Below are 25777 nucleotides of genomic sequence, written 5' to 3'. Positions count from 1 at the left end.
GAAATAGTCTATCTTGATTTATTCGTATCCCCTTACCTTTTATACCCATAGTCGCTATACTATTTGTATGGGAGGATAAGGGAATGAAATGGTCGTTAGAGAGAAAATTTCTTGTGCTTGGTTGTATCCTTGTTACCGCCATCATGTTAATGGTAATGGTGTTGTATATTTCCTATGAAAGAGACCAGACAAGACAACTGATTGGTCAGCAAGCACTGACTACCGCAATTGCTGTGTCGGAAATTCCAGAAGTGCAACATGTCATTGAACACCAAAAGGATGCAGATGTGCTGCAACCATTTATTGAGCGGATTCGAAAACAATCAAATGCAGAGTTTATCGTCATAGGTGACCGTAATTCACTTCGGTACACACACCCTGATCCAGACAAAGTCGGTATGCAAATGGTTGGCGGGGATAATGAACAAGCTTTGGTGGACGGGGAGAATTATGTATCTATAGCAAATGGAAGTTTAGGGGCATCTGTACGCGGGAAGTCACCGATTTTCAACAGTGATGGCGATATTATTGGAATCGTATCGGTCGGATATATGATTTCCTATGTAGATTCTTTATTTAAACAAGGTCTTATCGGATTTTTAGTATGGTTATCGCTAATATTTATCATTGGTGTCGCAGGAAGCTTTTTATTAGCAAAAAGTATTCGTAAAGATACGTTTGGTCTAGAGCCGTATCAAATCGCTCGAATATACAAAGAACGTGGAGCAATCCTGGAATCAATAAAAGAAGGATTAATTGCCACCGATCAACGTGGGCATATAACATTGGTCAATTACTCTGCGAAAGAAATGTTACATATACGCCATGATGTCATTGGCAAACCGGTACAAGAGGTACTACCGAATACAGAGCTAGCATATGTCTTAACTGAAGAACATCGAGAGGGTTCTTTTGAAACAACGATTAACCAAACCGTATTACTCGTACGCTATAAATTAATAGATGACGATGGGGACTATGGAGGCAAAGTTGCTAGCTTTCAAGTAAGATCGGATTTGCAAGAACTTATTCATACCTTATCTGAAGTCCAGCAATATTCACAAGATTTACGGGCGCAGACACATGAGTATACCAATAAGCTCTACGTCATTTCTGGTTGGTTACAGCTTGGGCATACGGATAAGGCGAAGCAATTTATCCATGAAGAGGTTGGAAAACAGCAGAGTTATGAGAAGGTACTATTTGAACAAATCAGTGATTCTACGATACAAGCAATCTTAATTGGAAAATTATCAAAAGCTTCGGAGAAAAAGATAGAATTTACTATTAATGAAGGTAGCCATATTAATTATCAATGGCCAGAACAGATGACAGCGCAACTAGTGACAATCATTGGTAATATTATAGATAATGCTTTTGATGCCGTTGTGAATACAGACAATCCAAAGATAGATATTTTTCTTACTGATATGGGAAATGACTTAGTTATTGAGGTAGCTGATAATGGTACAGGCATTAGTCCGGCTGATTACGATAATATTATGAAACAAGGTTATTCCACGAAAGATGGGCAGAATCGTGGATATGGGTTAGCGCTTGTACAAGCAGCTTTATTAGAGTTACAAGGCTTTTTGGAAATAACAGCTAATGAACCGAATGGAACCGTATTTATCGTGTATATTCCGAAAAAAGGGGGAGCGGAATCATGAATGTTCTTGTTGCAGAGGATGATTATCGGGTTGCCGATATTCATTGTCAATACTTAGAGAAGTTTCAAGATATACAATATATTGAAAGAGCTGCAACCGCGTATGAAACATTAGCCAAGTTAAAAGAAAACAAATTTGATTTATTATTATTGGATGTATATTTGCCAGATGAGCTTGGTATTAATATGATTGAAACATATAAGCAAGAACACGCAGCACTGCAAATTATATTGATTACTGCAGCAACGGATATCGAAATGTTGAAGAAAGCATACCTTTCTGGTGTGATTGACTATTTAATAAAACCGATTGCGCTTGATCGGCTAGCAGATGCGATAAATAAAGCAGTTAAAAATCACCAATTTATCCGTTCGCAAGGGGAATTTACGCAGCAACTGGCAGATCAGCTCTTTCAAAATCAACAAGAAATTATGGAAAAACAAGAATATCCAAAAGGAATTGATGAACTGACGCTTAAGAAGGTGAACGAAGTATTGCAAAAACAATCCAGTGGCATGACAGCAGATCAAGTGGGAAAAGATATCGGCGTTTCCCGCACTACTGCAAGAAGGTACTTGGAATACTTAATATCCGTTGGAAAAGCCAAAGCAGAATTGGAATATGGGATTGTAGGTCGGCCAGAACGTAAATATGTCACGCAGTAAAAACAATGATCATTTAAATAGTAGAAGGAAAAATAGGCAATTTCTTCGGGTGCGAAGGTGAGCAATTTCTCGGAAAATCTTATTTCCGAAAATGTTCCAATCGGTCCCTGTAGAAAACGCCTATTTTTTTATTGCTGTTTTTGGGGAGGTTTTAAAATTATCGTGAACAAAAAGAACAAAATGAATAAAAGAGTTTTAATGAACATTATTTTGAAAACGGTTACAAAAGTAAAACTTGTGAGTAAAATGAGAAAATAACAAAAAATAAGGAGGCGCTTACATTGTTTAGAAGGTCAGTGTCAATTTTTATTTTACCGCTAATCTTACTTGCTGGGTGCTCTTTACCTGTACAAAGTGGATCAGTGAACGACCAGGGAGAGTGGGTGCCTGATCGTTCGATTGAAATTATTGCTCCGGCAGCAGCTGGTGGAGGTTGGGATACAACTGCGCGAATGTTAGCGCGAACGATTGATGAAGAACAACTAGCAGATGAAAGTTTTGGTGTTGTCAATAAACCAGGTGGTGGCGGTGCTGTAGCATGGTCGTACATACATAAACGAAACGATCCCCATAACATTTTTGTTAGTTCTCCGCCATTGCACTTCGTTTACTTAAATGGACAATCCCCGTTTGGGTATGAAGACTTTACACCGATTGCGAATTTAATCGCAGACTATGGGGCATTTGCCGTTCGTGAGGATGCCAAATGGGATACATTGGATGAGTTGTTTGCAGACATGCGAGAGGATCCAGAGAGTGTAACGGTCGTCGGTGTATCTTCCCCAGGTAGTATGGATCATATTCAATTTATGATGTTCGCAGATAAAGCAGGCGTGGATATCAAAAAAATACGCTATGTATCCGATCAAGATGGCGGGGGAATGACTTCCGTTTTAAATGGTAGTGTAGACGTTATTTCAACGGGTGTGATGGATGCTGTCGACCAAGCGCGTGCAGGGAAGATGAAAATTCTAGGAATAACCGCACCAGAAAGACTGGAAGGAGATGAATTTTTAGAAACCCTTCCTACAGCAAAAGAACAGGGCATTGATGCAGAATTTATCGTTTGGAGAGGCATGTTTGGTCCTCCGGATATGACCGACGAACAGCTTGCTTATTATGAACAAGCATTCCAAAAAGTTTCTGAATCAGAAGCCTTTGCAGAAGTTCGAGATATGTATGGCTGGGATGAACAATTTATGAATAGTGAAGAATTCCAAGTCTTTTTAGATGAGCAGTATGTGGAATTAGAGAAAATCTTGATAGATCTTGGTTTTATCGATGAGTAAAGGAGGATGAATAATGAAATTAACGGCAAATAAAGGCATTTCTTTAGTACTGATCATCATTGCTGCAGGTTATCTGATTATGGCCTATCAGCTTCCTGCGTACATTTTTGTACCAGTAGATTCCGATTTAGTACCAAAGTTATTAGGATTTGCATTATTACTATTAGCCATATTCTTTTTCTTTACAAAAGATAAGGATACGGATGATCAAAAGAAGAATCGTGTGATCCCAAAAAAAGAAGTGTATATGCTTTTAGGAGTATTAGCAATGATTCTATTATACATTACCGTTTTAGAAGTACTCGGTTTTGTGATTATGACATTTGTATTCATAATCGCTAGCTCACGATTTTTAGGATACAAGAACTGGACAGTTTTAATTCTAACAGCATTATTATTTTCCGTTGGCGCGTATAGCCTGTTTAATTATGCTTTAGCAATTCGATTGCCAGCAGGATTTATGCCATTTTAAAAAAGAAGGGAGTGAGCGGATAAATGTTTGATGGTATTTTACAAGGGTTCCAAGTAGCTTTCAGTTTAGAAGCAATTATGTTTGTATTTCTAGGTGTTTTAGTAGGAACCATAATTGGGATGATCCCCGGTTTAGGACCGATTAGCGCAATTGCGATCATGATTCCTGTAACTTACGGCATGGATTCTACTATTGCATTGGTAATGATGGCAGGTGTTTACTACGGGTCTATGTATGGAGGTTCTACTTCTTCTATTTTGTTAAATGCCCCCGGAGTTGCAGGAACAGTGGCGGCATCCTTTGATGGATATCCGATGGCCCAACAAGGAAAAGCAGGTAAAGCACTAGCGATTTCAGCAATTGCTTCATTTATTGGCGGTACAGTAAGTGTTATTTTATTAATGCTTTTTGCCCCTATGCTTGCAAGCGTAGCGATTATCTTTGGTCCTCCTGAATATTTTGCACTGATGTTGTTAGGCTTAACAGCAATTGCTAGTTTATCAGACGGTTCAACGATTAAAGCGCTAATCGCTGCTGTATTAGGTTTTATGGTCGTCACCATTGGTATTGATTCGCAAACTGGCACAAGTCGTTTTACGTTCGGAAGTGTTAATCTATTAGATGGTATTGATTTTCTAGTAATCGCACTTGGAGTGTTTGCCCTAGCAGAAGTATGTTTTTTAATATTAAATCGCAAACAAAAAATGAATGGTTTAGCCAATATAGGTAGCTTGAAACTGACAAAGCAAGATGTAAAAGAAATGAAAGGACCATTAACGCGGCAATCATTTCTAGGATTTATCCTAGGTGTCTTACCTGGTGCTGGTGCAACTATATCTTCTTTCGTAGCATACATAAGTGAAAAGAAGATAGCGAAGAATCCAAAAGAGTTCGGTAAAGGTTCAGTCAAAGGACTAACTGCTCCAGAAACCGCGAACAATGCTGCAACCAGTGGTGCTTTTGTTCCATTGTTGAGCTTAGGAATTCCAGGTTCAGGTACAACAGCAGTCATGCTAGGTGCATTCCTTGTCTTAGGTGTTCAGCCAGGACCATTATTAATGACCGAAAACCCAGGGATCTTTTGGGGTGTTATCGCAAGTATGTATATCGGGAATATCTTTCTACTAGTCTTGAATCTTCCGTTGATACCTTATTTTGTGAAAATCTTGAAAGTACCAAGACCTCTACTTATCTCATTAGTCATTATCTCGAGTTTAATCGGGGTATACGCAGTGAGCTTTAGCACATTTGATTTATACTTACTCGTTTTATTTGGTATCTTAGGTTACTTTATGCGTGTCTTCGCTTTTCCAGCAGCACCTTTTATTTTGGCCTTTATCCTTGGTGGAATGATGGAACAAGCACTACGTCAGTCGTTAACAATCTCCGGTGGATCATGGAGCATCTTCTATACCAGTCCACTTGCAGTATCATTATTCGTAGTTATGATTATTGCTTTAGTCGTACCTGCATGGCGAGATCGAGTTCGTCGTAAAAAAGCAGAAGAGGAAGAAGAACGAATGGAGAAAATTAATTAATAATTTTTTATAACACCGTAGAACCATAATTCTCGGAGGATGTCCGTCGAATTATGGTTCTTTTTTTGCATATTTCTTTTTTAGAGGAATACATTTATACAGTGTGTTTCCGAAGGGATATACGAAAATAAATGGACAAATGGAGCACCTATTATATAGACTAACCACACTTTTTTGTCTTAATAGTATTGAAAATTTTAACTTACCTAACCTCAAACTATCTTTATACAGATGCCCTTTGATCAACTTAGAGACGATAGGAGAGGAATGAATGGAAAAGCATTTTTTAGCACGGATGGCAGGGTTGTTGTTTATCGCTGTTACGATGTTCATATTGGCCGCTTGTGGCAGTGAAGAAACAGTGACGTACCAGGCAGAAGAAAATGGGATTTCGATAACATTAACCTACACTGCAGAAGGTGATAATGTTGTAAAGCAAGTCTCCGAAAGTGAAATTGAGTACAGTGCACTTGGAGTCACAACGAAAGAAGAAGCAGAGGAGTTGCTGGCACCATTAGTTGAAGAATATCAAAATATCAATGGCTTAACTCATGAAATTGATTACCAGGATGATAAAGTAGTCGAGAAGGTAACCGTAGATTACAATGAAGCAGATGCAAGTGAAATAGCGGAATTAGAAGGCTCCATGTTTGAAGGAGATCCAACCGAAGGCATTAGTCTGGAGAAATCAATCGAATTAATTGAATCACAAGGATTTGAGAAAGTCGAATAGTGGTGAATAGAACACATCTCTAAACTAAAATAGAATCGGTTCACAAATAGAGTGCTTCTAAAACCCAAAACAGAAGCAAATCGCAAGAAAAATGGTGAATAGAGCGCTTCTAAAACCTAAAACAGAAGCAAAACGCAAGAATAATGGTGAATAGAGCGCTTCTAAAACCCAAAACAGAAGTGAAATGCAAGAAAAATGGTGAATAGAGCGCTTCTAAAACCCAAAACAGAAGCTAATCACAAAAATAATGGTGAATAGACCAGGTCCCCGACCCGACTTTAACTCACTAAAGCGAGCAAACACAAAAGTAGCAGCACCCTACATGCATAGGATGCTGCTACTTTTAATTCGCATTACACAGAAGCATCATAAATTGATTTGACTGCTTTTTCTAGAGCCAAATTGAAATCTTCATCGGATTGATCGGCATTGAGATCTTGGCTTAATGCACGGGAAAAGCTTGCGATTAAACCGTTGTTTTCTTTCAGTTTTTCATTTGCGACATCGGTCGAGTAACCGCCTGATAATGCCACAACACGCACTACTCTTGGATGATCGATAAGTTCTTTATATAGGTTTTTCTTGGTTGGAATCGTTAATTTTAACATAACATTCTCATCTTCACTTAATTGGTTAAGATGGTTTATTATTTCTGCTTTTAACAAGTCTTCGCATTTTTCTTTTTCTGGGCTATGGATGTCTACTTCTGGCTCAATAATCGGCACTAATCCAGCTGCAATAATTTTCTTGCCGATATCGAATTGTTGATCGACGACTTCCTTAATTGCTTTAGGATTTGCTTGTTTAATTACGGAACGCATTTTTGTTCCAAAAATATTACGTTCATTGGCACGGCGTAACGTCTCATCCAAATTATCAATCGGCTTCATTAATTGTACGCCATTCGTTTCTTCAGCGAGTCCCTTATCCACTTTTAAAAAGGGAACTATGCCTTTTTTCTCCGCAAGATAATCGCCTGTATACATACCTTCAATTTCACGGTCCATCGTCTGTTCAAATAGGATGGCGCCGATAATTGAGTCTGAATCAAATGCTTTAGAAGTAATGATTCTTGTACGCATTTCATGAACTAAATCAAACATCTCATCTTCATTGTTGTAGGAATCTTCAGGAATGCCATAAGCTGCAAGAGCTTTCGGTGTACTTCCGCCACTTTGATCCAGTGCTGCGATAAATCCTTTGCTAGTTTTCATTTGTTCCAATTGTTTTTGGTTCATCACTATCACTCCTTCATATTAGGTATACCCTATTTTGAATATAAATAATTGAGGTTGAAGAAACCTTTCTATATATATCGTAACATTCATGATTCTATGATTATAGCGAGGAGATTTTAAAAAAGTTGAAACCGATTCTGTTGCATCAGCGTATATAATATAAGAACTACATAGGAGGTAGTAAAAAATGAAATCGATGACGAAGAAAAGAACAAAAGCATTTTTCATTGATTTGGCTATTTCTACTGCGGTAACAATTGGGGTAGAGCAAATCCTGCGTAAGAAAATTAAAAATGAAGCTGTTCATGCTTTAATAACGCCAACAGTTGTTATGTGGGGATTGGAATATGCGCAATTACGCACTTGCGGTCAGACAGTGGGGTATAAACAAGTAGGCATAAAATTAGAAGCGAAAGACGGACAAGCTCCGACGTCCAATCAAATAATTAAACGAATGGCTTATCGTGATTATGTAAGTACGTTCAAATACTTTGGCAACCGTAAAGGATTTGAAGGGGAAGATGGCAGTGTACTTCCACAAGATACGTATGCGAAAACAGTAGTGAAAGAAGTTTAATGTGGCTATACCATAAAGCGAACTATAGTTGGATGAATGAACCGTTCCTTGACAGACGGCAGTTCATGGTTCAGAATCAATCCAACTATAGTTCCTTTTAGTTCATTGGTATAGGCATGGCATTTACATGGTTTTTACAACTTCTTCTTCCAATTCTTGTTGTTTCGCTGTCAGTCCTCGACCTTCATAATTACTCATTTCTTCTTTCCAAGCTTCTTCCACTTCTTTATCAAACTTTACACTAATAATCTCAGAAATATCGGTTATACGAAGCGCAGCCATTATTGTTACGAGGTGAACAAAATTAACAGATCCTTTCTTTCCATTAATAAATTCACTAATTGTAGCCATACGAATGCCCGTTAATTTATGTAATTGAAATTGTGTCATGTTACGATCTATTAAAATACTATCTAGTTTTATTTCTATTTTATGAGGATATTTTTGAAGCACATTCATTATCGTCTCCGTTGTTCTCGCTTGCTGTAAATTAAAATCCATTTTACATATCTCCCACCCATTATTGTTTTAGTTATATTTTATTATTGCAAAGATGGGAAAAAAGTGTCAATAGATATAGAAGCGAGGCTGGTTTTGAGAGTCTAGAATTATATCGAACAATATTCATTTTGCTTAAAAAGAATAACTCTTGTATAATAAGATTCAAATTATTTAGATCGATCTAAAAGGAGGGATAAACAATGACAGCTGATTTATTTACTAATAAGAACATCCCTTACATTTGCACTCCAATCACTGGTAAAAGTAAAGAAGAGATTATTACAGAATTACATTCGTTGATCCTTGAAGAACCGGATTTAATTGAATGGCGATTGGACTATTTTGATTCCATTAGCGATACAACTGAAGTCTTGTCCACTTTAAAGCAACTAACCTCTGCTAGTTCTATACCATTATTAGTTACGATAAGGTCTGAAAAAGAAGGTGGCGAGAACATACCACTATCAGAAAAAGAAAAAGTTCAATTGCTCTTAGAAGTTTGTGAGAATTCATCTGTAGAAATGGTAGATTATGAAGTAGGAAATGACTGTGTTTACGTAAAACAATTAAGAGAAGCATCAAGAAAATATAATAAAAAATTGATCCTCTCTTATCATAATTTTGATTATACTCCTAATAGACAAGTTATTTTAAAACGATTATATCAAATGGAGTTTTATGGAGCGGATATAGCTAAGGTAGCTGTAATGCCGCAAACAAAAGACGATGTGCTACGCCTTTTAGAATTGACGAAGGAAGCAAATGAATCAATGGATATACCCGTCGTCACAATGTCTATGGGAGCTCTAGGCAGTTTAAGTAGAATCGTAGGTTGGGCATATGGCTCAATTATCACCTTTGGATTGGGAGTTCAAAGTTCAGCACCTGGACAGGTTCCAATCGCTAATTTAAAACGAATGATTCAGATGATGAAAGATACAATCGGTGAATGGAAGTAGTGACAAGATAAAGAAGCAGCAGTTATATATTAAATGAAAATAGCAGTTGAAATCGATACAACCATTATGAAAAAAGGTAGTAAAATCATACTCTTCTAATTAATCCAAGTTAAGATTTTACTACCTTACATGTATTATTTATCTCGTTTTACCAATTCAGGTTGGAGAATAATACGTTCCTTTTCGTTTGTATCTGATGTCATTTTTTTATGCAATAGGTTAGCCGCCTCTGCTCCAATTTGTTGAGGAAAGGAAGAAACGGTTGTTAATGGAGGATAAACAATTTCTGTCTCAGGAACATTATCAAATCCAACAATTTCAATGTCTTCACCAGGTGTAATTCCAGCTTTTCGTAAGCCAATTATTACACCAAAAGCGATCATATCACTAAAGCAAAAAATGGCTGTTGGACGGTTTGGATGATTAATTATTGTTTGAACGGCTTCTATACCGCCTTCTCTTGTTGGAGAACTATCAACAATTAATGATGAGTCAACATTTATCCCGGCGTTCTGATGTGCTTGATAAAAGCCTTCTATTCTTTCGTGCCATGTAGAAGACTCTGAGCGGCCACCTAAGAATGCAATTCGAGTATGTCCTTTTTCTAATAGATAGCTGGTAGCTTTTTTTGCACCTTGTGTATAGTTAAGACCAACATAGTTGGTTTCGATAAAAGGAAGTTCTCTGACAGCGACAACCATAGGTATATCAATATTTTGCACACGTTCAATCGTTTCTGTTGAAGTGCTGGAGACAGGACATAATATAATTCCACCGACACGGTGTTCTAGCATGGTGGAGATTAGCTTCACCTGATTATCGACGGAGTCAAACGTTGTTCCTAAAAATACAGTGTATCCAAATTTCTCTAATTCTTGGTGTACACCTAACAGCAATTCTGAAAAGAAAGTGTTGGCTACATCTGTAATAATAATACCGATTGTTGTGGAAGTTTGAGATCGTAAGTTAGCAGCAATTCTATCATATACGTATCCTAGTTCTTTCATGGATTGCAATACTTTTTCTTTTGTATCGTTAGAGATTTTTGTGCTATTACGTGCGACCAATGATGCTGTTGCTCTTGATACACCAGCGTGGTTAGCCACTTCCATTAAGGTCACTCGACGGGATTGTTTATTACTCATTATTTCACCTAATCCATTCATATTATCCGCATTACTCTACAGTAATTGATTCATTGCGATACGTTTATCTTACATTTTTGATATTTAAAAAGCAATATAATAAAAGCAGGAAATGAGGAGCTACACCCTAATATATCAGAAAATTATAATTATCAGGAGAGGTGATGAAATGATGAGAATTGCAGTACTGGGGATTAATCATGGTTATGCATTTGCAAAGCACTTTTACCAAATGTCAGATGTCGAATTAGTCGCAGTTGCGGGAAGAAATGACTTATCAAAACAACGGGCTGCTAACTTGCATGTTCCTATTTATGAGGATTACAAGCAGCTTATTCTAGAGTGTGAATTAGATGGAGTAGTAATAACACTCCCCAATGCGTTGCATAAAGAAGCAGTAGAAGCGTGTGCAGATAAGGGTATGCATATATTAGTGGAAAAACCAATTGCTTCCACAGTGGAGGAAGCAAAAGAAATAATTACGTATTGTGCGAAACGAAAAGTACATTTAATGGTCGGCCATCATCGGCGGTTCTCAAGTAAAATAAGGAAGTTGAAAGAGATTATAACGTCGGGGGCCATAGGAGATTTAATAGCAGTAAATATGTTATGGGCACTCGCTAAAGATAAAGCATATTACAATGAATCTTGGAAAGTCGAAAAAGGAGGGGGGCCATTGCTAATTAATGGCATCCATGATATCGACAATTTAAGGTATGTGACAGGCTTGGATTTCCTACGAGTTTACGCATCTAGTCAAAGTAAAATAAGAAATAATGCAGTAGAAGATTCAGCCTCTGTTATGTTAGAGGCAAGTAATGGCATTACTGCGAACTATTTTATATCAGATGGTGTTCCCTCTCCATGGGCTTATGAATTAACAGTAGGTGAGAATAGTGATTATAGGCAAATTGATAAAGACTGTTATCACTTTTTCGGGACCAAAGGAAGTTTAAGCTTTCCTAGTTTTCGGATGTATTCGTATACGGGAGACGGTTATGGATGGAAAAATGAATTACAGGAAGAGAAATTTGAAGTTAAATCGAATGATCCGTTAAAGGAAGAAGCAAGTCACTTTATCGATATATTAAAAGGTGAAACCACACCTCTCGTTCCTGGGGAGGAGGGATTGAAGACATTAGAAGTACTTGAGGCTATTAAATTATCTATAAATAAACAAGCTGTGGTGAAATTAAATGAAGGGAGTTATAAAACGCATTGAATTGTTTTAAAATTTAGTTTATGATTATATTAGATCGATCTAACAAAAAAGAGGGTGAAGAGAATGAGTATAAGAAAAGCACAATCTTTCATTAACGGGGAGTGGTTAACAACTGATCGAGAAAAACAAGAAATAAAAAATCCATTTACTGGAGAAGTCATTGGTGAACAGTACTTCGCACAATCAGATGATGTGGAAATTGCGCTTGCCACTGCGTATAAAGGTAAAAAACAAGTTAAAAACATACCAATTATCGAACGCTCTAAAATTTTGAAAAAAGCAGCATATTTATTAGAAGAAAATAAAGAGAAGTTTGCTAAATTGTTATCGAGTGAACTCGGAAAACCACTTAAAGATACATTAGGAGAAGTTGATAGATCAATTGAAACGTTAGAGCTTTCAGGTGAAGAAGCGAAAAGATTACATGGCGAAACCATACCAGGTAGTTCTTCTGAAAGAGGACTAAATACAATTGCTAGTATCTATAGAGTTCCAGTTGGCGTTGTTGCTGCTATCACACCATTTAATGCACCTTTGAACTTGGTGTGTCACAAGGTAGGTCCTGCATTTGCTGGTGGAAATGTAACCCTTTTAAAACCAGCTCCACAAACGACGTTAATTGCAACAGCGTTTTTACAACTGTTATTTGAAGCAGGGTTTCCGAAGAATGCCATCCATATGCTGCTCGGTGGAGTAGATGTTGGTCAGCAGATTGTAAAAGATGAAAGAATAAACGTTATTTCTTTTACCGGCGGATTAGTGGCAAGTAGGAATATTAGTCAGATAGCAGGAATTAAGAAGACATTATTTGAGCTTGGTGGAAATGCAGCAACCATTGTTCATCAGGATGCTGATATCGAAACAGCTGCTCGACTATGTGCTAAAACAGGCTATAGTAATTCTGGCCAAAGCTGTATCTCGGTACAACGAATTTACGTTCAAGAAGAAATTAAAGACAATTTTATAGAACTATTGAAGCAAGAGGTATCAAAATTAAAAGTTGGAGATCCGTTAGATCCCCATACCGACATAGGTACTCTAGTTGACGAGAAAGCTGCAGGCCGAGTAATAGAGTGGATAAATGAAGCAGTGGAATCAGGTGCTGAAATCATTCAAGGAGGAACCAAGAACGGAGCCTCTGTGGAACCAACTGTATTATTCAATCCTCCGAAAAAGAGTAAAGTTGTCTGTGAAGAAGTGTTTGGGCCGATAGTTAGTGTAATACCGTATAAGAATATTGAGGAAGCGATACAAGAGTCGAACGATTCTCCTTTTGGATTACAGACTGGCATTTTTACAAATCAAATTGATTTAGCATACAGAGTAGCAGACGAGATGGAAGTTGGAGGTATAGTCATTAACGGTACATCTAATTTCCGATTAGATCACTTGCCGTATGGTGGTGTGAAAAATAGCGGTATCGGTAGAGAAGGCCCTCGATATGCTCTTGAAGAAATGACAGAATCAAAAATGGTAGTGCTGCGCGTGTAATAGAAAAGGTAATTTGAGGAATAGAAGGTGAATAATGTGAATGGGCTTTATTTATCAAGTCCTGGAGTTATTGAATTTAGAGAGTTAGCTTCCAGGTCAAAATTAAGCGATGATGAAGTTAGAATTAGGCTAATATACGGAGGGATATGTGGATCTGATATTAGTGTATTTAAAGGAAAGCTTCCACATGCGAACTATCCAGTTGTACCTGGTCATGAATTAATAGGAACCGTCATAGAAACAGGTAAATCTGCAGCCGATTTTGCTGGAAAACGCGTCGCAATTATGCCAAACTCCTTCTGTGGTAAGTGCGAGTATTGTAAGGTAGGAAAAACAAATATTTGTACGGAGAAACAATCATTAGGTATTAATAGAGATGGTGGTTTTGCTGAAGAGTTTGTTATCTCGGCAAAATACGTATTGTCATTACCCGATCAATTGACCAATGAAAAGGCAGTTCTTATTGAACCATTGGCAGTTATTGTTCACGCAATGAAAAAAGTAGTGATTACAGAGGAAACAAAAGTTGCCATCATCGGATGTGGTAACGAGGGGATGTTAGCAATTGCGGTGGCCGAATACTTAGGCGCTCAAGTTACCGCCATCGATGTTAAACAAAATAAGTTAAACAAAGTATCTCATAGCTATCACAACGTCTCTACATGTCAATCAGCCGATGCTGAGGAATTGTTTGATGTAGTTATAGAAGCAGCAGGAACAAGTGAATCCTTTGAACAGGGAATACAATTATTAAAACCAGGTGGAGCCTTTGTAGCTATAGGAATGCCGCCACATGCAAATTTACCAGTTGTAGAAATCGTTCGCAAGGAAGTAACAATTTATGGATCAATAATATATAACTTCCCAGAAGACTTTAATACGAGTATAGAATTCTTGTTACAGGAAGATTTTCAAGTAGAACCAGTTATTTCAAAAATTCTTTCTGTAAACGAATATGAAAAGGCATACACGTATGCGGTATCAGGAGATTATGGGAAAATTATTTTGAAATTCTAGGAGGTAATGTACATGAAAAGACTAGTTTCTAATTTGTTAGTTGAATATTTGGAAGATAGAGGTGTGGAACATATATTTGGATTGTGTGGTCACACCAACATAGCATTCCTATCGCAGCTTGAGAAAAGTTCGATTAACTTTGTCAATGTACGTCACGAACAAATAGCAGCCCATATGGCAGATGGATATGCGAGAGCAAAAAAAGAGACCTCAGTAGTTTTAAGTCATTTAGGCCCAGGATTAACGAATGCCGCAACCGGGGTTGCAAATGCAGCTTTAGATAACATACCAATGGTTGTTATTGCAGGAGATGTACCTAGCCATTATTATGGAAAACATCCTCATCAAGAAGTTAACTATCATGCAGATGGATCCCAATATGAAATCTATCGTCCATTCGTGAAACGTGCATGGCGTGTAGATCGTCCAGATTTATTTCCAGAGATTATCGAAAAAGCATTTCAACTTGCTGAAAGTGGTAAACCTGGTCCAGTATTAGTTTCCGTACCAATGGATATGTTCTCAAAAGAAATAGATGACACACTGTTTGAGAAAACAAAGCATCATACGAGATCGATTGCCAAACCATCTATTAATGAGGAAAAAGCGAAAGAAATTATTCTATCACTCTTAGAAGCTAAATCTCCTGTAATTTATGCAGGCGGTGGGGTTATTTTAGCGGATGCAGCAGAAGAATTACTTGAATTTGTGAATCATTTTGATATACCAGTAGCACATACCTTAATGGGTAAAGGAGTTATCCCAGATGATAATGAATTAGTATTAGGGATGACAGGTTTTTGGGGTACGAAATTTATTAATGAAAAAACAAGAACTGCTGATCAAATCTTTGCTTTAGGAACGCAGTTTGCCGAAGCGGATAGCAGCTCTTGGGAACCGGAATACACATTTAATATTCCTGATACGAAGCTTATACAAATAGATATAGATCCGAATGAAATCGGGAGAAATTATCCTGTTGAAATAGGGGTAGTAGCTGATTTAAAAGAGGCTCTTACCGTATTAAATCGTGTAGCCAAAGAGATCGCTCCTGATGGCGTATCGAATAGTAAAATCAAGGAAGAAATTAAAAACTACCGTAAAGAATTTACACAGAGTAACCTAGAAGCAAGCGAATCGAATAGTTATCCACTATCTCCCCAAAGGATTTTAGCGGATGTAAGGTCCGTTATCCCAAGGGATGCATATATTACAACTGATGTTGGTTGGAATAAAAACGGAGTCGGACAGCAATTTCCAATTTATGAACCAGGAAGTATTCTCACACCTGGTGGCTATGCAACAATGGGATTTGGCGCACCTGCAGCAATGGGGGCTAAAATTGCCAAGAAAGATAAAGTAGTAATTTCATTAGTAGGAGACGGAGGATTTGGACAAAACCCAGCACTTTTAGCCACTGCCGTGGAAGAGAATATTCCGGTAATATGGATCGTAATGAATAACTCATCCTATGGCACGATTGCTGGGTTAGAAAAAGCGCACTTTGACACAACCTATGGAACAGTTTTCAAGCGTGGGGAAGACACTTATTCTCCAAATTATGCAGAAATTGCAAAAGGCTATGGCGTTGAAGCGGTAAAAATTCAGTCTGCGGATGAATTTAAACCCGCACTGGAACAAGCGATTGCATCCAATAGACCATTTGTATTAGATGTGCCGATGGTAAATAATCCAGTCCCTACAGATGGGCATTGGAATATCATGGATATCTATTCTCCAGGCAAAAAAGTTCATCATGAAAGTGTTCAATAAAACAGATATACAAGGGGCTAGGACATAATTAGCCTTAAGAAGAAAAAAGATTCCAGTTATCAATTAGATAGCTGGAATCTTTTTTCATGGTCATCTATACATACATGATGAAGATAAATGAAAAGAAGTGGTACACCTATTTTAGGATGTACCACTTACTGGGCATGTTGTATTTTGCATGAATCAGTTGCCCCGGGCTCTTTTTGGCTTGCTGTGTGATCAATTAACTGCTTTTCTTCTTCTTAAATCGTGGTAGAAGATTTGTCTGAGATAGAATGGTAAATAAAAAGAATATCAGTAGGATTATAGTGATTGGCGAATTCACAAATCCAAGTAAAAAGTCAGATGTACCTTGTGAACTAATATAAGCGCGTCGGAAAGATGTTTCGAGTAATGGTCCTAAGATAATACCTAAAACCATTGGAGCAACTGGAAATTGATGTATCTTCATGAATAAACCTACGATACCAAAGCCTAACATCCAATAAACATCTGTAAGGCTATTATTAATTGCATAAGCACCAATAATAGTAATAACAATAATTATTGGATATAGAACCTGCTTCGGAATCTTGATCACTTTGATAAAGATATTGACGATAAGTAATCCAAAAATAAGTAAAAATATGTTTGCGAGTAAGGAAGCACCAACCATAACGCCAAATACATCTGCACTTTGCTCCATTAGTAACGGTCCTGGCTGTAATCCGTGAATAAATAATGCACCAATGAAAATAGCGGTTACGGCATCACCAGGTATACCTAATGTTAGTAATGGTATAAGGGCCCCACCAATTGCAGCATTATTCGCTGTTTCAGGAGCAATCACACCTTCATAAGCTCCTTCTCCAAATGGTCGACTTGGCTTTTTAACAGATTGTTTTGCGTGATCATATGAGAGAAGCGCAGCTATTTCCCCACCAGCGCCAGGAAGAGCACCAACAAGTACACCGAGGACAGAAACTCGGATGGAGAGTGGCAAGAATTTTAAAATAAATTTAATAGGAGGGAACGCCATTTTTTTTAAGGTAGCAGTGATGCTTTTCTTGTTGATGGTTCTTAATTGATACAGTACTTCTGCTAAACCAAACAACCCTAGAATCGCAATAACAAAATCAATTCCATTCATTAATTGGAGAGAGCCAAAGGTAAATCTTGTACCACCGCCAATTGAATCCATCCCTACCAATCCTAAAATAACCCCAGCACCGGCTGCGAATATTCCTTTTGCAAGGGAGCCTTTACTAAGTCCACCTACTAATAATAGACCAAGCATAGCCAGCAAGAAATAATCTCTTTGGCCAAATTGGATAGCTATGGAAGATACTAACGGAGCCGCAAAAGCTAATACCGTAACACCAATAATTCCTCCTACAAAAGAGAAAAGTGTTGTTAAAGTAAGAGCCATTTTCGCTTCCCCATTACTAGCAAGAGGGTATCCGTCAAAAGAAGTAGCAACAGAAGAAGGTGATCCAGGGATATTTAATAAAATGGCTGGTCGAGATCCACCGAACACACCACCGAAGTATACCCCTATCATTACTGCCAATGCAGGGAGTAGATCCCATGAATAAGTTAATGACAGAATGAGTGCAACGGTCATCGTTACAGATAATCCAGGTATAGCACCAATAAGAATACCTGTGAGTGTACCTGCTGCAACTAGTAAGATTAAATTAATATCCGTAATTGGTAAAAGTATTTGTTGTACGAAGTCCATCTTAAATAAATCTCCTTATGGGAAAATAATATTTAAAAACTGTGCGAATAAAAGATAGATAACTAGCAAACTGCCTACTGATACAAGAAGATTTAGTTTCCAGGAAACATTTTTTAAATAAAACATACTAACCGTTAAAAATATAAAAGTGGCAGGGTAGAATGTGACGATCGGAATAATCAATACATATCCAAGTATCAGTAAAAAGTAGAATAAAACAAGCTTATAATCTTGTTTTTTAAATGTTTCTATTGCGCTAGTTGAATCCTTCTCTACGTTCGATGAAATTGGATTTTCTTTTGACTCTTCTCTGTTTCTTTTTAGCGTGCGTACATCAAGGAGACAAGTTACAATACCTGTAATGGCCATGACAGAAGAAATCAACATAGAGAAGAAAATGCTTCCTCCTGGATCAAAAATGGACGCTCCTTCTATCATAATGGCTTGGCTGAAGATGATCGCACTAACGATAATCATAATAAGCCCTGGCGCAGTTGATTTTAAAATATGCATATAGCATTACGCTCCTTACGTAATATTCAACAATGTGATGTATAAGTGAATTATTTGTGTTACTAAGTATCGATGTCATCATTTTGGATTTGAGTGTATAGCTTATAATTTAATGAATCTACTAACTTTTTGTTTTAAATAGGGGCTTGGGACAGCAATATCTAAGCGAAGTCTGGATATATTTTCTACGCTTATTCTAGCTATCATCCATCTTTTGACCAAAACTTGTTGGTTTTGTCCCAAACCCTTTTAGAAGTATTAATTATTCAACTCTTGGAATCCCAAACTCTTCCGGTGATGTGTCTGTTTCACCAGCGTCATAAAGCATCCATGTGGATGTTGATCTATTCTGTTCCAAGTATTCAATTGCTTCTTCACCATTGAGATTTAAGGGGTTAACACCTAAATTGCTTAACGTGTTCTGAAATTCTTCATTCTCTTGTGCTGCTTCAAATGAAGTAACTAACTTTTCCACTACGTCTTCTGGAGTATCTTTGTGAGCAAACACACCCTGGAATGGTCCCCAAGGCAGATATTTATCGAATTCAGGATAAATATCAGTAATTAATGGGGTGTCTGGGAATGATTCTAGTGGTTCGTTATTAATGATCGCTAGCATTCGAAAATCACCTGATTCTACATATTCCTGTGCTGCAGATACTGCCAATACAGTAGTATCAATTTCTTCACCTAATAGAGCAGTTGCCAATGGACCATCTCCATCGTAAGGAACCATGTTAAATTCCGTACCTAATTCACTCTTTAACATAGAAGCGGCTACATGTGGAAGCCCACCTTCACCAGAAGTACCCATTACTAACTCACCTGGATTATTTTTAGAAGCGTCTACTAAATCTTCTAATGTTTCATATTCAGAGTCAGCTTTTACAACGATACCTGCATAGCTTTGTCCAATTATAGTGATAGGAACAAAGTCATTTAGATAATCACGTTCTGAAATTCCTAAGGTCTGATATAAGTTTGGATTCTCAGCACCGAATAATAAGGAATAGCCATCAGAGGGTTGGTCATAAACATACTGAGCACCTATAGCACCAGAAGCGCCGGCTCTATTCTGCATTACGATAGATCCACCTAACTCTTCTTCAGCTAATGGAGCTAGGGTTCTTGAGATATTATCAGTAGCTCCTCCTTCTCCCCATTGAATAATTCCGTTAACATCTTTATTCGGGTAGTTGGAAGAATCTCCTCCTGCTGAACTACTATTTTCAGATTGGCAAGCAGAAACAATAAGTAATAACACTGTCATTGATAATAAAACAAACCATTTATTCTTTTTCATTAATAACATCCCTTCTAAAAATATTTTTCATATTTAAAGCTAAAACCTTAAGTTACAATGAATACGGTTACAAATAGTTCCATTAGTTGGGAGAGAAATTCACCTAGTGGAATATTTCTAATACAATTAGCATTATATCAGAATATTTCTAAATTAACAGTAGTTTATTTAAAATTTATAATAATTTATTTTTTGGTACGGTTTTGCAAGTATTCTAAAACGGTGCTGTTGTAGTTGGTAAACAATCATGCAGGAAGAGAGGTTATTTATTAGAGAATTGAAATAGCAATGTTAATAATCTATTATAAAATTACGATGGGATCTATATAAGAATGAGGGAGGGGAGAAAAGTTGGAAATGAATGATTCTCCAAAAGGAATTAGAACCTTACAAAGATCGATTGATATATTAAATTGTTTTATCGAGAAGAATTCTGAATTAACATTAACTGAAATATCCCTATACACAGGATTAGCCAAGTCTACTACTACAAGATTATTATCCACTCTAGAGATGAATAATTTTGTAGAAAAGGATGAAGTAAATGCTAAATACAGGCTAGGTAAGCAAATTTATTTTCTCGGATTTGTAGCGGGACAAACTTTTGAACTGAATTCATTAGCTAAATCAACTATGGAAAGATTGAGGGAACAGACAAAAGAAACGGTAAACCTTTATATATTGGATGGAAAACATCGAGTATGTGTCCAGCAATTTGAGAGTTTGCAATCTGTTAAACATATGATTAGTGTAGGTCAAAAACTACCGTTAACAGTAGGAGCAAGCGGGAAAGTATTTCTAGCCTATCAATCAAAAGAATTTATTGAAGATGCGATGGATACACAGCCATTAAAAAAGAGTAAAGTAGATTTGAAGAATGAACTGGATTTAATTATAAAGGAAAAATATGCAGTTAGTATTGAGGAAAGAGAATCTGGTACATCAGCTGCAGCAGCACCTATTTTTAATTTTCAAAATGAAGTTGTTGCCGTTTTATCTGTGTCTGGACCTGCAAGCAGATTAAAACCAAGGGAATGGCCCGAGTTGAGAAAGATGGTGATGGAGGCTTCCGTTGAGATCTCTAAAAATCTAGGATATATAAGTAATCGAGCTCATGAAAATTAATATAAGTACTTATGATGGTTGGTATCCTATAATGTTGAAAAATCTCTTATTCTTTCCATAAGGGATTTTGTTATTTTATAGGTAACTACAGTCAGTTATTAAACAAATAAAAGATTGAAACTATTTGATTATTATGATACTGTTTTGTTATCGTTTTCAATTAGATCGATCTAACAAAAGGAGGAAGTATCATGACAAAGCAATTTTCACTTGCGCATTTGACTGCATTGGAGTATGCTCCACCGGAATTAACGTATCTTGCTTCAGATGCTGGCTATGATTTTGTTAGTTTTCGCCCTATTTACATGGGGCTTCCAAACGAACCAAACTATGCTTTAGCCGACAATCATGAAATGTTCCGTCAGACAAAAAGAGCATTAGAGAATACTGGAATAAAGTTACTTGATATTGAACTTGCGAAAATACAAGATGATATTGATCCAAAAGCGTATGAGCCTGCTTTTGAAGTTGGTGCAGAGTTAGGTGGAAGGCATGTATTAAGTAGTATTTGGACAAAAGATAGATCTCTTTACATGGAACGCTTTCATGAGCTATGTGAATTAGCTAAAACGTATGGACTAACAGTAGAATTAGAATTTGTTCCAATTGCTGGGGTTTCTAATCTTGAGGGAGCTATTGATGTATTGCAGAGTGTTAAACAAGAAAACGCAGGATTAATGATTGATTTACACCATTTTCATCGTTCCAAAGAAAATGTAGAAGATCTAAAAACCTTGCCAAAGGAGTGGTTTCGATATCTTCACCTTTGTGATGCTCCGAGTACGATTCCAAAACAAAAAGAAGAATTAATTCGAATTATGCGTGAAGACAGATCTTATGTAGGAGATGGAGGGATTGATATCGCCTCAATTGTCGACAATATTCCCGAGATACCATACTCCATTGAACAACCGAATAGGAGTGAAGCAATTAGATTAGGTTACCCTGAATTTGTGAAACAAACGTTAATCAAAGCGAAAAATTATTTCAATAAAATTTCTTCAGAGGATAGAACAATAAGAAAGTAAAATAATCGCTTAAATAGTTAATTTATATTATACTCAATATTTTGAATTTACTTGACTGTGAAAAAATTGTTGCGTAAACTGTTACATGAATTGGCAATCCAATTCGTGGGAGAGAATGTAATCGTTTTTCTAATACAATTTTTAAATAACGTAATATGTTAAGTGTTTTGGTTAAAAGGGAGATGTATACGTTTTAATCCTTTACCATCGTATCGAGAGGGTATATGCAGCATAAAGAAAGGTTAATCAAACAAGCGTTTTTTAGATCGATCTAAAGGAGAGAGTCAAGATGAACAACAACAATTATGGTCCCTTAACAGGATTGAAAATCCTAGACATATCTACGATGATAGCCGCGCCATTTGGAGCAACTTTACTAGCAGACTTAGGAGGAGATGTGACGAAGATTGAATTACCAGGAAAAGGTGATACGCTTCGTACTGTAGGCCCATGGAAAGATGGGGAAGCCTTAAGGTGGCCAGGATTAGCCCGCAATAAAAAATCACTTACTTTAGATATTCGTAAAGAAGCAGGAAAAAATATTTTCAAAAAGTTAATTGCACAAACGGATGTACTTATTGAGAATTTTAGACCTGGAACATTGGAAAAATGGGGACTAAGCTATGAAGAATTAAAAGAAGAGAATCCACAGCTAATTATGGTTCGTTTATCTGGATACGGACAAACGGGTCCATATAGTAAAAAAGCTGGTTTTGGTACTCCTGCAACGGCATTTAGTGGTCATACTGCAATACAGGGGTATATTGATCGACCGCCTGTAAGTCCATCTTATTCTTTATTGGATTATATAACTGGAGTATATGTCGCTTTTGCTACAGTGAGTGCATTATACCATCGTGATGTCCATGAGGAAAAAGAAGGTCAAGTCGTAGAGATGGGACTCTATGAATCTATTTTCAGGATGTTAGAGTTTTTAATAGCAGAATACGATCAAAACAAAAAGGTCAGAGATCGAAGTCCAGGATTATCTGGTCATTCTAGCCCTGCAGGTACGTATGCAACGAAGGATGGAAAATTTGTTGTACTCGTATGTAGTACCGATTCTACTTTTGATCGACTAGCCGATGCGATGAATCGAAAAGATATGCTCGAAGATGATAGATATTATACGAATTCTGAGAGACTAAAAAATGATAGTGAGGTACAAGAGATTGTGTCCAACTGGATTAAAAAGCATAACTTGAAAGAGTTAACGGAGATTTTGGATAACTATGGTGTACCTATTAGTCCAATCTATACAATAGAGGACATCTTCAATGATCCTCACTATCAAGCTAGAGATAATATTGTTGAGGTGGAGCATCCACGATTAGGAAAAGTTAAAGTTCCAGGTGTGGTACCAAACTTCTCAAAAACCCCAGGTAAAATAAGACATCGTGCGCCAGAATTAGGGGAACATAATGAAGAGATTCTTGGAAATCACCTAGGTCTTTCAGAAGCAGAAATTAGTACACTAAAGGAACAGGGGGTAATCTAGTTTATGGCAGATCAAGCGTTTTTACTTCCTACAAAAGCTATAATTTGTGAAGTTGCACCTAGAGATGGTTTTCAAGCAGAGCCAGAGTGGATTCCAACAGACAAAAAAGTAGAAATGATTAGAAGTCTTGCTAAAACGGGTATTACTACAATGGAAGTGACTTCATTCGTCCATCCTAAAGCAATTCCACAACTTAAGGATGCAGAGGAAGTTGTCAGTAGAGTACATGATATAGAAAATCTTCATCTAAGAGCATTAGTCCCTAATTTAACGGGAGCGCAACGAGCTGTTAATGCTGGAGTGAAGAAATTAAAGCTAATGCTCTCAGCCACCGATTCGCACAGTTTATCTAATGCGAATGCTACTGTAATAGAAGCACAAAATAAATTAGAACCAATTATTGAATACGCCAACCAAAACGATACAAAAGTCGGCGGTTCCATCTCGGTTGCTTTTGGTTGTCCGTATGAAGGTAAAGTGGGAGTAAATCAGTTAATTCCGATACTAGATCGTTACCAAAAGATGGGGATTGAAGAGGTTTCCTTAGCTGATACTACAGGCATGGCAACTCCTAAGCAAGTATATGAAACACTTGGGGTTTTAAAAGAGACATACCCAACCCTTACTTTCTCCATGCATTTTCATAATACAAGAGGAATGGCATTAGCTAATACGATAAGTGCACTCCAACAAGGAGTTATTCGTTTTGATAGTTCTATCGCTGGGTTAGGCGGTTGTCCGTATGCACCAGGAGCATCAGGGAATGTTGCAACAGAGGATTTAGTGCATTTCCTACACGAAAATGGTGTAGATACTGGCATAAATCTTTCCTCTGTAATCACCACTGCTAAAGAAGTGAAAAACATCATCGGTCATGATGGAGGGAGTTTTATACTGCAAGCAGGACCTTCCGCTGACCTTCATTCCAAGCCTAAATCTCAACAAAAAATAAATAATTAATTTTAAAATCATTCAAACCGCATGGAATATTCTGTGCGGTTTGAATGATTTCCTAGTTAGTTGTAGCCCTGCATGTGGAAAAACTGTCAACAATTGAATTTTATATGAAATTGATTCAACTAAAATTTAATGGTGAAATATTTCGGTTAGAGTAGAGGTGATTAGGAATTACTAGCCAACCTCTTCCTCGAAGAATTAGTCTTAGGAGTAATGGGAATATGTGTGAGTGCTTTTCCTAGCCCGTAATGAGGCATATTTCTGTAAATTGCTTCGTACTCGCCTTTCTTTATTTGATATGTTTCATGATAAACTCCGACAGCATCATTGTTAGCAACTTTTTTATTAAAGTTCCTCCATGCCGTTAGATGATTGTTTTTTCTGGCATAAGCATGTAACTCCTCTGTGGAATTCCAATATTGAATCATTGCTGTTGTCTTTAGGCCAAAGTAGCTTTCCATTGAAATGAAGCCAAGGGAGTCTTTTTGTGTATATAATTCTTTAATCATCCGTGGCATTGCCAGAAAAACAGGAAGCCATTTATGAATAGCAATATACTTGTTAATGCGCATTCCGATGATAAAAACTACTATTTCTTCAGAGTTTTCCGTCGTGTATCCACCCGTATAAATCGCTTTACTCATATATATCTTCTCCTTCTGTGATATTTTTGATGGTTGCTTCACACCAATTGATGGCGGCTTTTGTTGTTCTTTTTCCATAATCTAATGTGTACAGCCAATACTTTGCGTCTTTGGAAGCTGATTCATGTTCTTGAATAGATTTTTCAATTGCTGTATAGGTTTGATAACGTGTTTCTAGCTTTGTTCTGTAATCTTCAATAAGACGAATGCTCGCTTGATTTGATTGGTGATTCCCGAAAAATAATTTAAGTAAAATTTCGTTTTTCTCCACTGGTAACTGTTGAACAGGTTCTTCTAACCATGCTTTTAGTGTGCTTACTCCTTTTTCAGTTAGTGAATATTCATTTCTTTCTTTTCTTCCGCCTTCTGAAGACGGTGCAACTTCCGCGAGTTCTTCCTCCACTAGTAACTTTAACGTGGGATAAATCTGTCCATAGCTAATCTTCCAAAAATGATTTAGGCTCTGATCAATTAGTTTTTTAATGTCATATCCTGATGTACAATCTGTTGTTAAAATACCTAAAATTGCATAGGTGGTATCGTTATACGTTTTCATTTTTAGTTCCAACCTTTCTTTATATCAATTAGATATATCTTTTTGATATATTAACTATACTACACGCCTCACTTTAGTCAACATAAATTCAGATAATTTTAAATGGTTAATATTATATTTTTGATTTATTACCTCTATTTACG

24 protein-coding genes are annotated in these 25777 nt (G+C 37.0%); 16 read left to right on the top strand and 8 right to left on the bottom strand.

All coding sequences use genetic code 11. The features are described from left to right. Positions 1-83: 83 nt before the first annotated feature. From OB_RS16565 to OB_RS16540, 6 genes are all read left to right on the top strand, one after another. A complete protein-coding gene (locus OB_RS16565; RefSeq protein ID WP_011067647.1) occupies positions 84-1670 on the top strand; it encodes an ATP-binding protein in 1587 nt (528 codons plus the stop codon). Further along, positions 1667-2335: a response regulator gene (locus tag OB_RS16560; protein WP_011067646.1), complete on the top strand. Its 669-nt coding sequence runs from the start codon at positions 1667-1669 to the stop codon at positions 2333-2335. Before OB_RS16565 ends, OB_RS16560 begins: the two co-directional genes overlap by 4 nt. Positions 2336-2616: 281 nt before the next feature. Then, the gene (locus OB_RS16555) at positions 2617-3624 is read left to right on the top strand and encodes a tripartite tricarboxylate transporter substrate binding protein (RefSeq protein WP_011067645.1); all 1008 of its coding nucleotides are present in this window, start codon (positions 2617-2619) and stop codon (positions 3622-3624) included. Positions 3625-3637: 13 nt separating this feature from the next. Continuing rightward, positions 3638-4096: a tripartite tricarboxylate transporter TctB family protein gene (locus OB_RS16550; protein ID WP_011067644.1), complete on the top strand. Its 459-nt coding sequence runs from the start codon at positions 3638-3640 to the stop codon at positions 4094-4096. A gap of 23 nt (positions 4097-4119) precedes the next feature. Next, positions 4120-5634 (top strand): tripartite tricarboxylate transporter permease, encoded by a 1515-nt coding sequence (locus OB_RS16545; RefSeq protein ID WP_011067643.1) that lies wholly within the window; start codon positions 4120-4122, stop codon positions 5632-5634. 271 nt (positions 5635-5905) lie between these two features. Then, positions 5906-6367 carry a YehR family lipoprotein gene (locus OB_RS16540; RefSeq protein WP_011067642.1) on the top strand — a complete coding sequence of 154 codons (462 nt, stop codon included), beginning with the start codon at positions 5906-5908 and terminating at the stop codon, positions 6365-6367. 353 nt (positions 6368-6720) lie between these two features. On the opposite strand, the gene OB_RS16535 is transcribed toward OB_RS16540, so the two are convergent. After that, a complete protein-coding gene (locus OB_RS16535) occupies positions 6721-7605 on the bottom strand; it encodes a fructose bisphosphate aldolase (RefSeq protein WP_011067641.1) in 885 nt (294 codons plus the stop codon). A 187-nt stretch (positions 7606-7792) separates the two neighbouring features. Between OB_RS16535 and OB_RS16530 the strand changes: the two genes are divergently transcribed. After that, positions 7793-8182 carry an RDD family protein gene (locus OB_RS16530; RefSeq protein ID WP_011067640.1) on the top strand — a complete coding sequence of 130 codons (390 nt, stop codon included), beginning with the start codon at positions 7793-7795 and terminating at the stop codon, positions 8180-8182. A 123-nt stretch (positions 8183-8305) separates the two neighbouring features. Here OB_RS16530 and OB_RS16525 read toward each other — a convergent pair whose 3' ends face one another. Continuing rightward, complete coding sequence (locus OB_RS16525; protein WP_050750226.1) at positions 8306-8683, bottom strand: helix-turn-helix domain-containing protein; 378 nt, start codon at positions 8681-8683, stop codon at positions 8306-8308. Positions 8684-8883: 200 nt separating this feature from the next. On the opposite strand from OB_RS16525, the gene aroD reads away from it, so the two are divergent. Then, positions 8884-9642 (top strand): type I 3-dehydroquinate dehydratase, encoded by a 759-nt coding sequence (gene aroD, locus OB_RS16520; RefSeq protein ID WP_011067638.1) that lies wholly within the window; start codon positions 8884-8886, stop codon positions 9640-9642. 134 nt (positions 9643-9776) lie between these two features. On the opposite strand, the gene OB_RS16515 is transcribed toward aroD, so the two are convergent. Further along, entirely contained in the window at positions 9777-10787 is a 1011-nt protein-coding gene (locus tag OB_RS16515) for a substrate-binding domain-containing protein (protein WP_041544620.1), read from the bottom strand. A gap of 169 nt (positions 10788-10956) precedes the next feature. Between OB_RS16515 and OB_RS16510 the strand changes: the two genes are divergently transcribed. The 4 genes from OB_RS16510 to OB_RS16495 all read left to right on the top strand — a co-directional run bounded on the left by OB_RS16510 (position 10957) and on the right by OB_RS16495 (position 16290). Next, on the top strand, positions 10957-12009 hold the full coding sequence (locus tag OB_RS16510; protein ID WP_041544356.1) for a Gfo/Idh/MocA family protein: 1053 nt from the start codon (positions 10957-10959) through the stop codon (positions 12007-12009). A gap of 63 nt (positions 12010-12072) precedes the next feature. Then, positions 12073-13500, top strand: coding sequence for an aldehyde dehydrogenase family protein (locus OB_RS16505; protein ID WP_011067635.1), 1428 nt, complete (start codon positions 12073-12075; stop codon positions 13498-13500). A 36-nt stretch (positions 13501-13536) separates the two neighbouring features. Continuing rightward, positions 13537-14517: a zinc-dependent alcohol dehydrogenase gene (locus OB_RS16500; RefSeq protein WP_011067634.1), complete on the top strand. Its 981-nt coding sequence runs from the start codon at positions 13537-13539 to the stop codon at positions 14515-14517. A gap of 12 nt (positions 14518-14529) precedes the next feature. Then, complete coding sequence (locus tag OB_RS16495; protein WP_011067633.1) at positions 14530-16290, top strand: thiamine pyrophosphate-binding protein; 1761 nt, start codon at positions 14530-14532, stop codon at positions 16288-16290. A 223-nt stretch (positions 16291-16513) separates the two neighbouring features. On the opposite strand, the gene OB_RS16490 is transcribed toward OB_RS16495, so the two are convergent. The 3 genes from OB_RS16490 to OB_RS16480 all read right to left on the bottom strand — a co-directional run bounded on the left by OB_RS16490 (position 16514) and on the right by OB_RS16480 (position 19826). Then, the gene (locus OB_RS16490) at positions 16514-18010 is read right to left on the bottom strand and encodes a tripartite tricarboxylate transporter permease (protein WP_011067632.1); all 1497 of its coding nucleotides are present in this window, start codon (positions 18008-18010) and stop codon (positions 16514-16516) included. 15 nt (positions 18011-18025) lie between these two features. Further along, complete coding sequence (locus OB_RS16485; protein WP_011067631.1) at positions 18026-18523, bottom strand: tripartite tricarboxylate transporter TctB family protein; 498 nt, start codon at positions 18521-18523, stop codon at positions 18026-18028. 262 nt (positions 18524-18785) lie between these two features. Beyond that, entirely contained in the window at positions 18786-19826 is a 1041-nt protein-coding gene (locus OB_RS16480; RefSeq protein ID WP_011067630.1) for a Bug family tripartite tricarboxylate transporter substrate binding protein, read from the bottom strand. 357 nt (positions 19827-20183) lie between these two features. On the opposite strand from OB_RS16480, the gene OB_RS16475 reads away from it, so the two are divergent. The 4 genes from OB_RS16475 to OB_RS16460 all read left to right on the top strand — a co-directional run bounded on the left by OB_RS16475 (position 20184) and on the right by OB_RS16460 (position 24437). Then, a complete protein-coding gene (locus OB_RS16475) occupies positions 20184-20951 on the top strand; it encodes an IclR family transcriptional regulator (protein WP_011067629.1) in 768 nt (255 codons plus the stop codon). 191 nt (positions 20952-21142) lie between these two features. After that, positions 21143-21979, top strand: a complete 837-nt coding sequence (locus OB_RS16470; RefSeq protein ID WP_011067628.1) for a sugar phosphate isomerase/epimerase family protein — start codon at positions 21143-21145, stop codon at positions 21977-21979. 289 nt (positions 21980-22268) lie between these two features. Continuing rightward, the gene (locus tag OB_RS16465; protein WP_011067627.1) at positions 22269-23477 is read left to right on the top strand and encodes a CaiB/BaiF CoA transferase family protein; all 1209 of its coding nucleotides are present in this window, start codon (positions 22269-22271) and stop codon (positions 23475-23477) included. A 3-nt stretch (positions 23478-23480) separates the two neighbouring features. Then, complete coding sequence (locus OB_RS16460; RefSeq protein WP_011067626.1) at positions 23481-24437, top strand: hydroxymethylglutaryl-CoA lyase; 957 nt, start codon at positions 23481-23483, stop codon at positions 24435-24437. Positions 24438-24598: 161 nt separating this feature from the next. Here OB_RS16460 and OB_RS16455 read toward each other — a convergent pair whose 3' ends face one another. Both OB_RS16455 and OB_RS16450 read right to left on the bottom strand, forming a co-directional pair. Then, positions 24599-25078 carry a DUF4188 domain-containing protein gene (locus tag OB_RS16455; RefSeq protein ID WP_011067625.1) on the bottom strand — a complete coding sequence of 160 codons (480 nt, stop codon included), beginning with the start codon at positions 25076-25078 and terminating at the stop codon, positions 24599-24601. After that, positions 25071-25634 (bottom strand): PadR family transcriptional regulator, encoded by a 564-nt coding sequence (locus tag OB_RS16450; protein ID WP_011067624.1) that lies wholly within the window; start codon positions 25632-25634, stop codon positions 25071-25073. Before OB_RS16450 ends, OB_RS16455 begins: the two co-directional genes overlap by 8 nt. Positions 25635-25777: the final 143 nt, after the last annotated feature.

The sequence above is a fragment of the Oceanobacillus iheyensis HTE831 genome, assembly GCF_000011245.1.
Lineage (GTDB): Bacteria > Bacillota > Bacilli > Bacillales > Amphibacillaceae > Oceanobacillus > Oceanobacillus iheyensis.
Note: the sequence above shows the minus strand (reverse complement) of the source record. Positions and strands in the feature narration are given on the sequence as shown.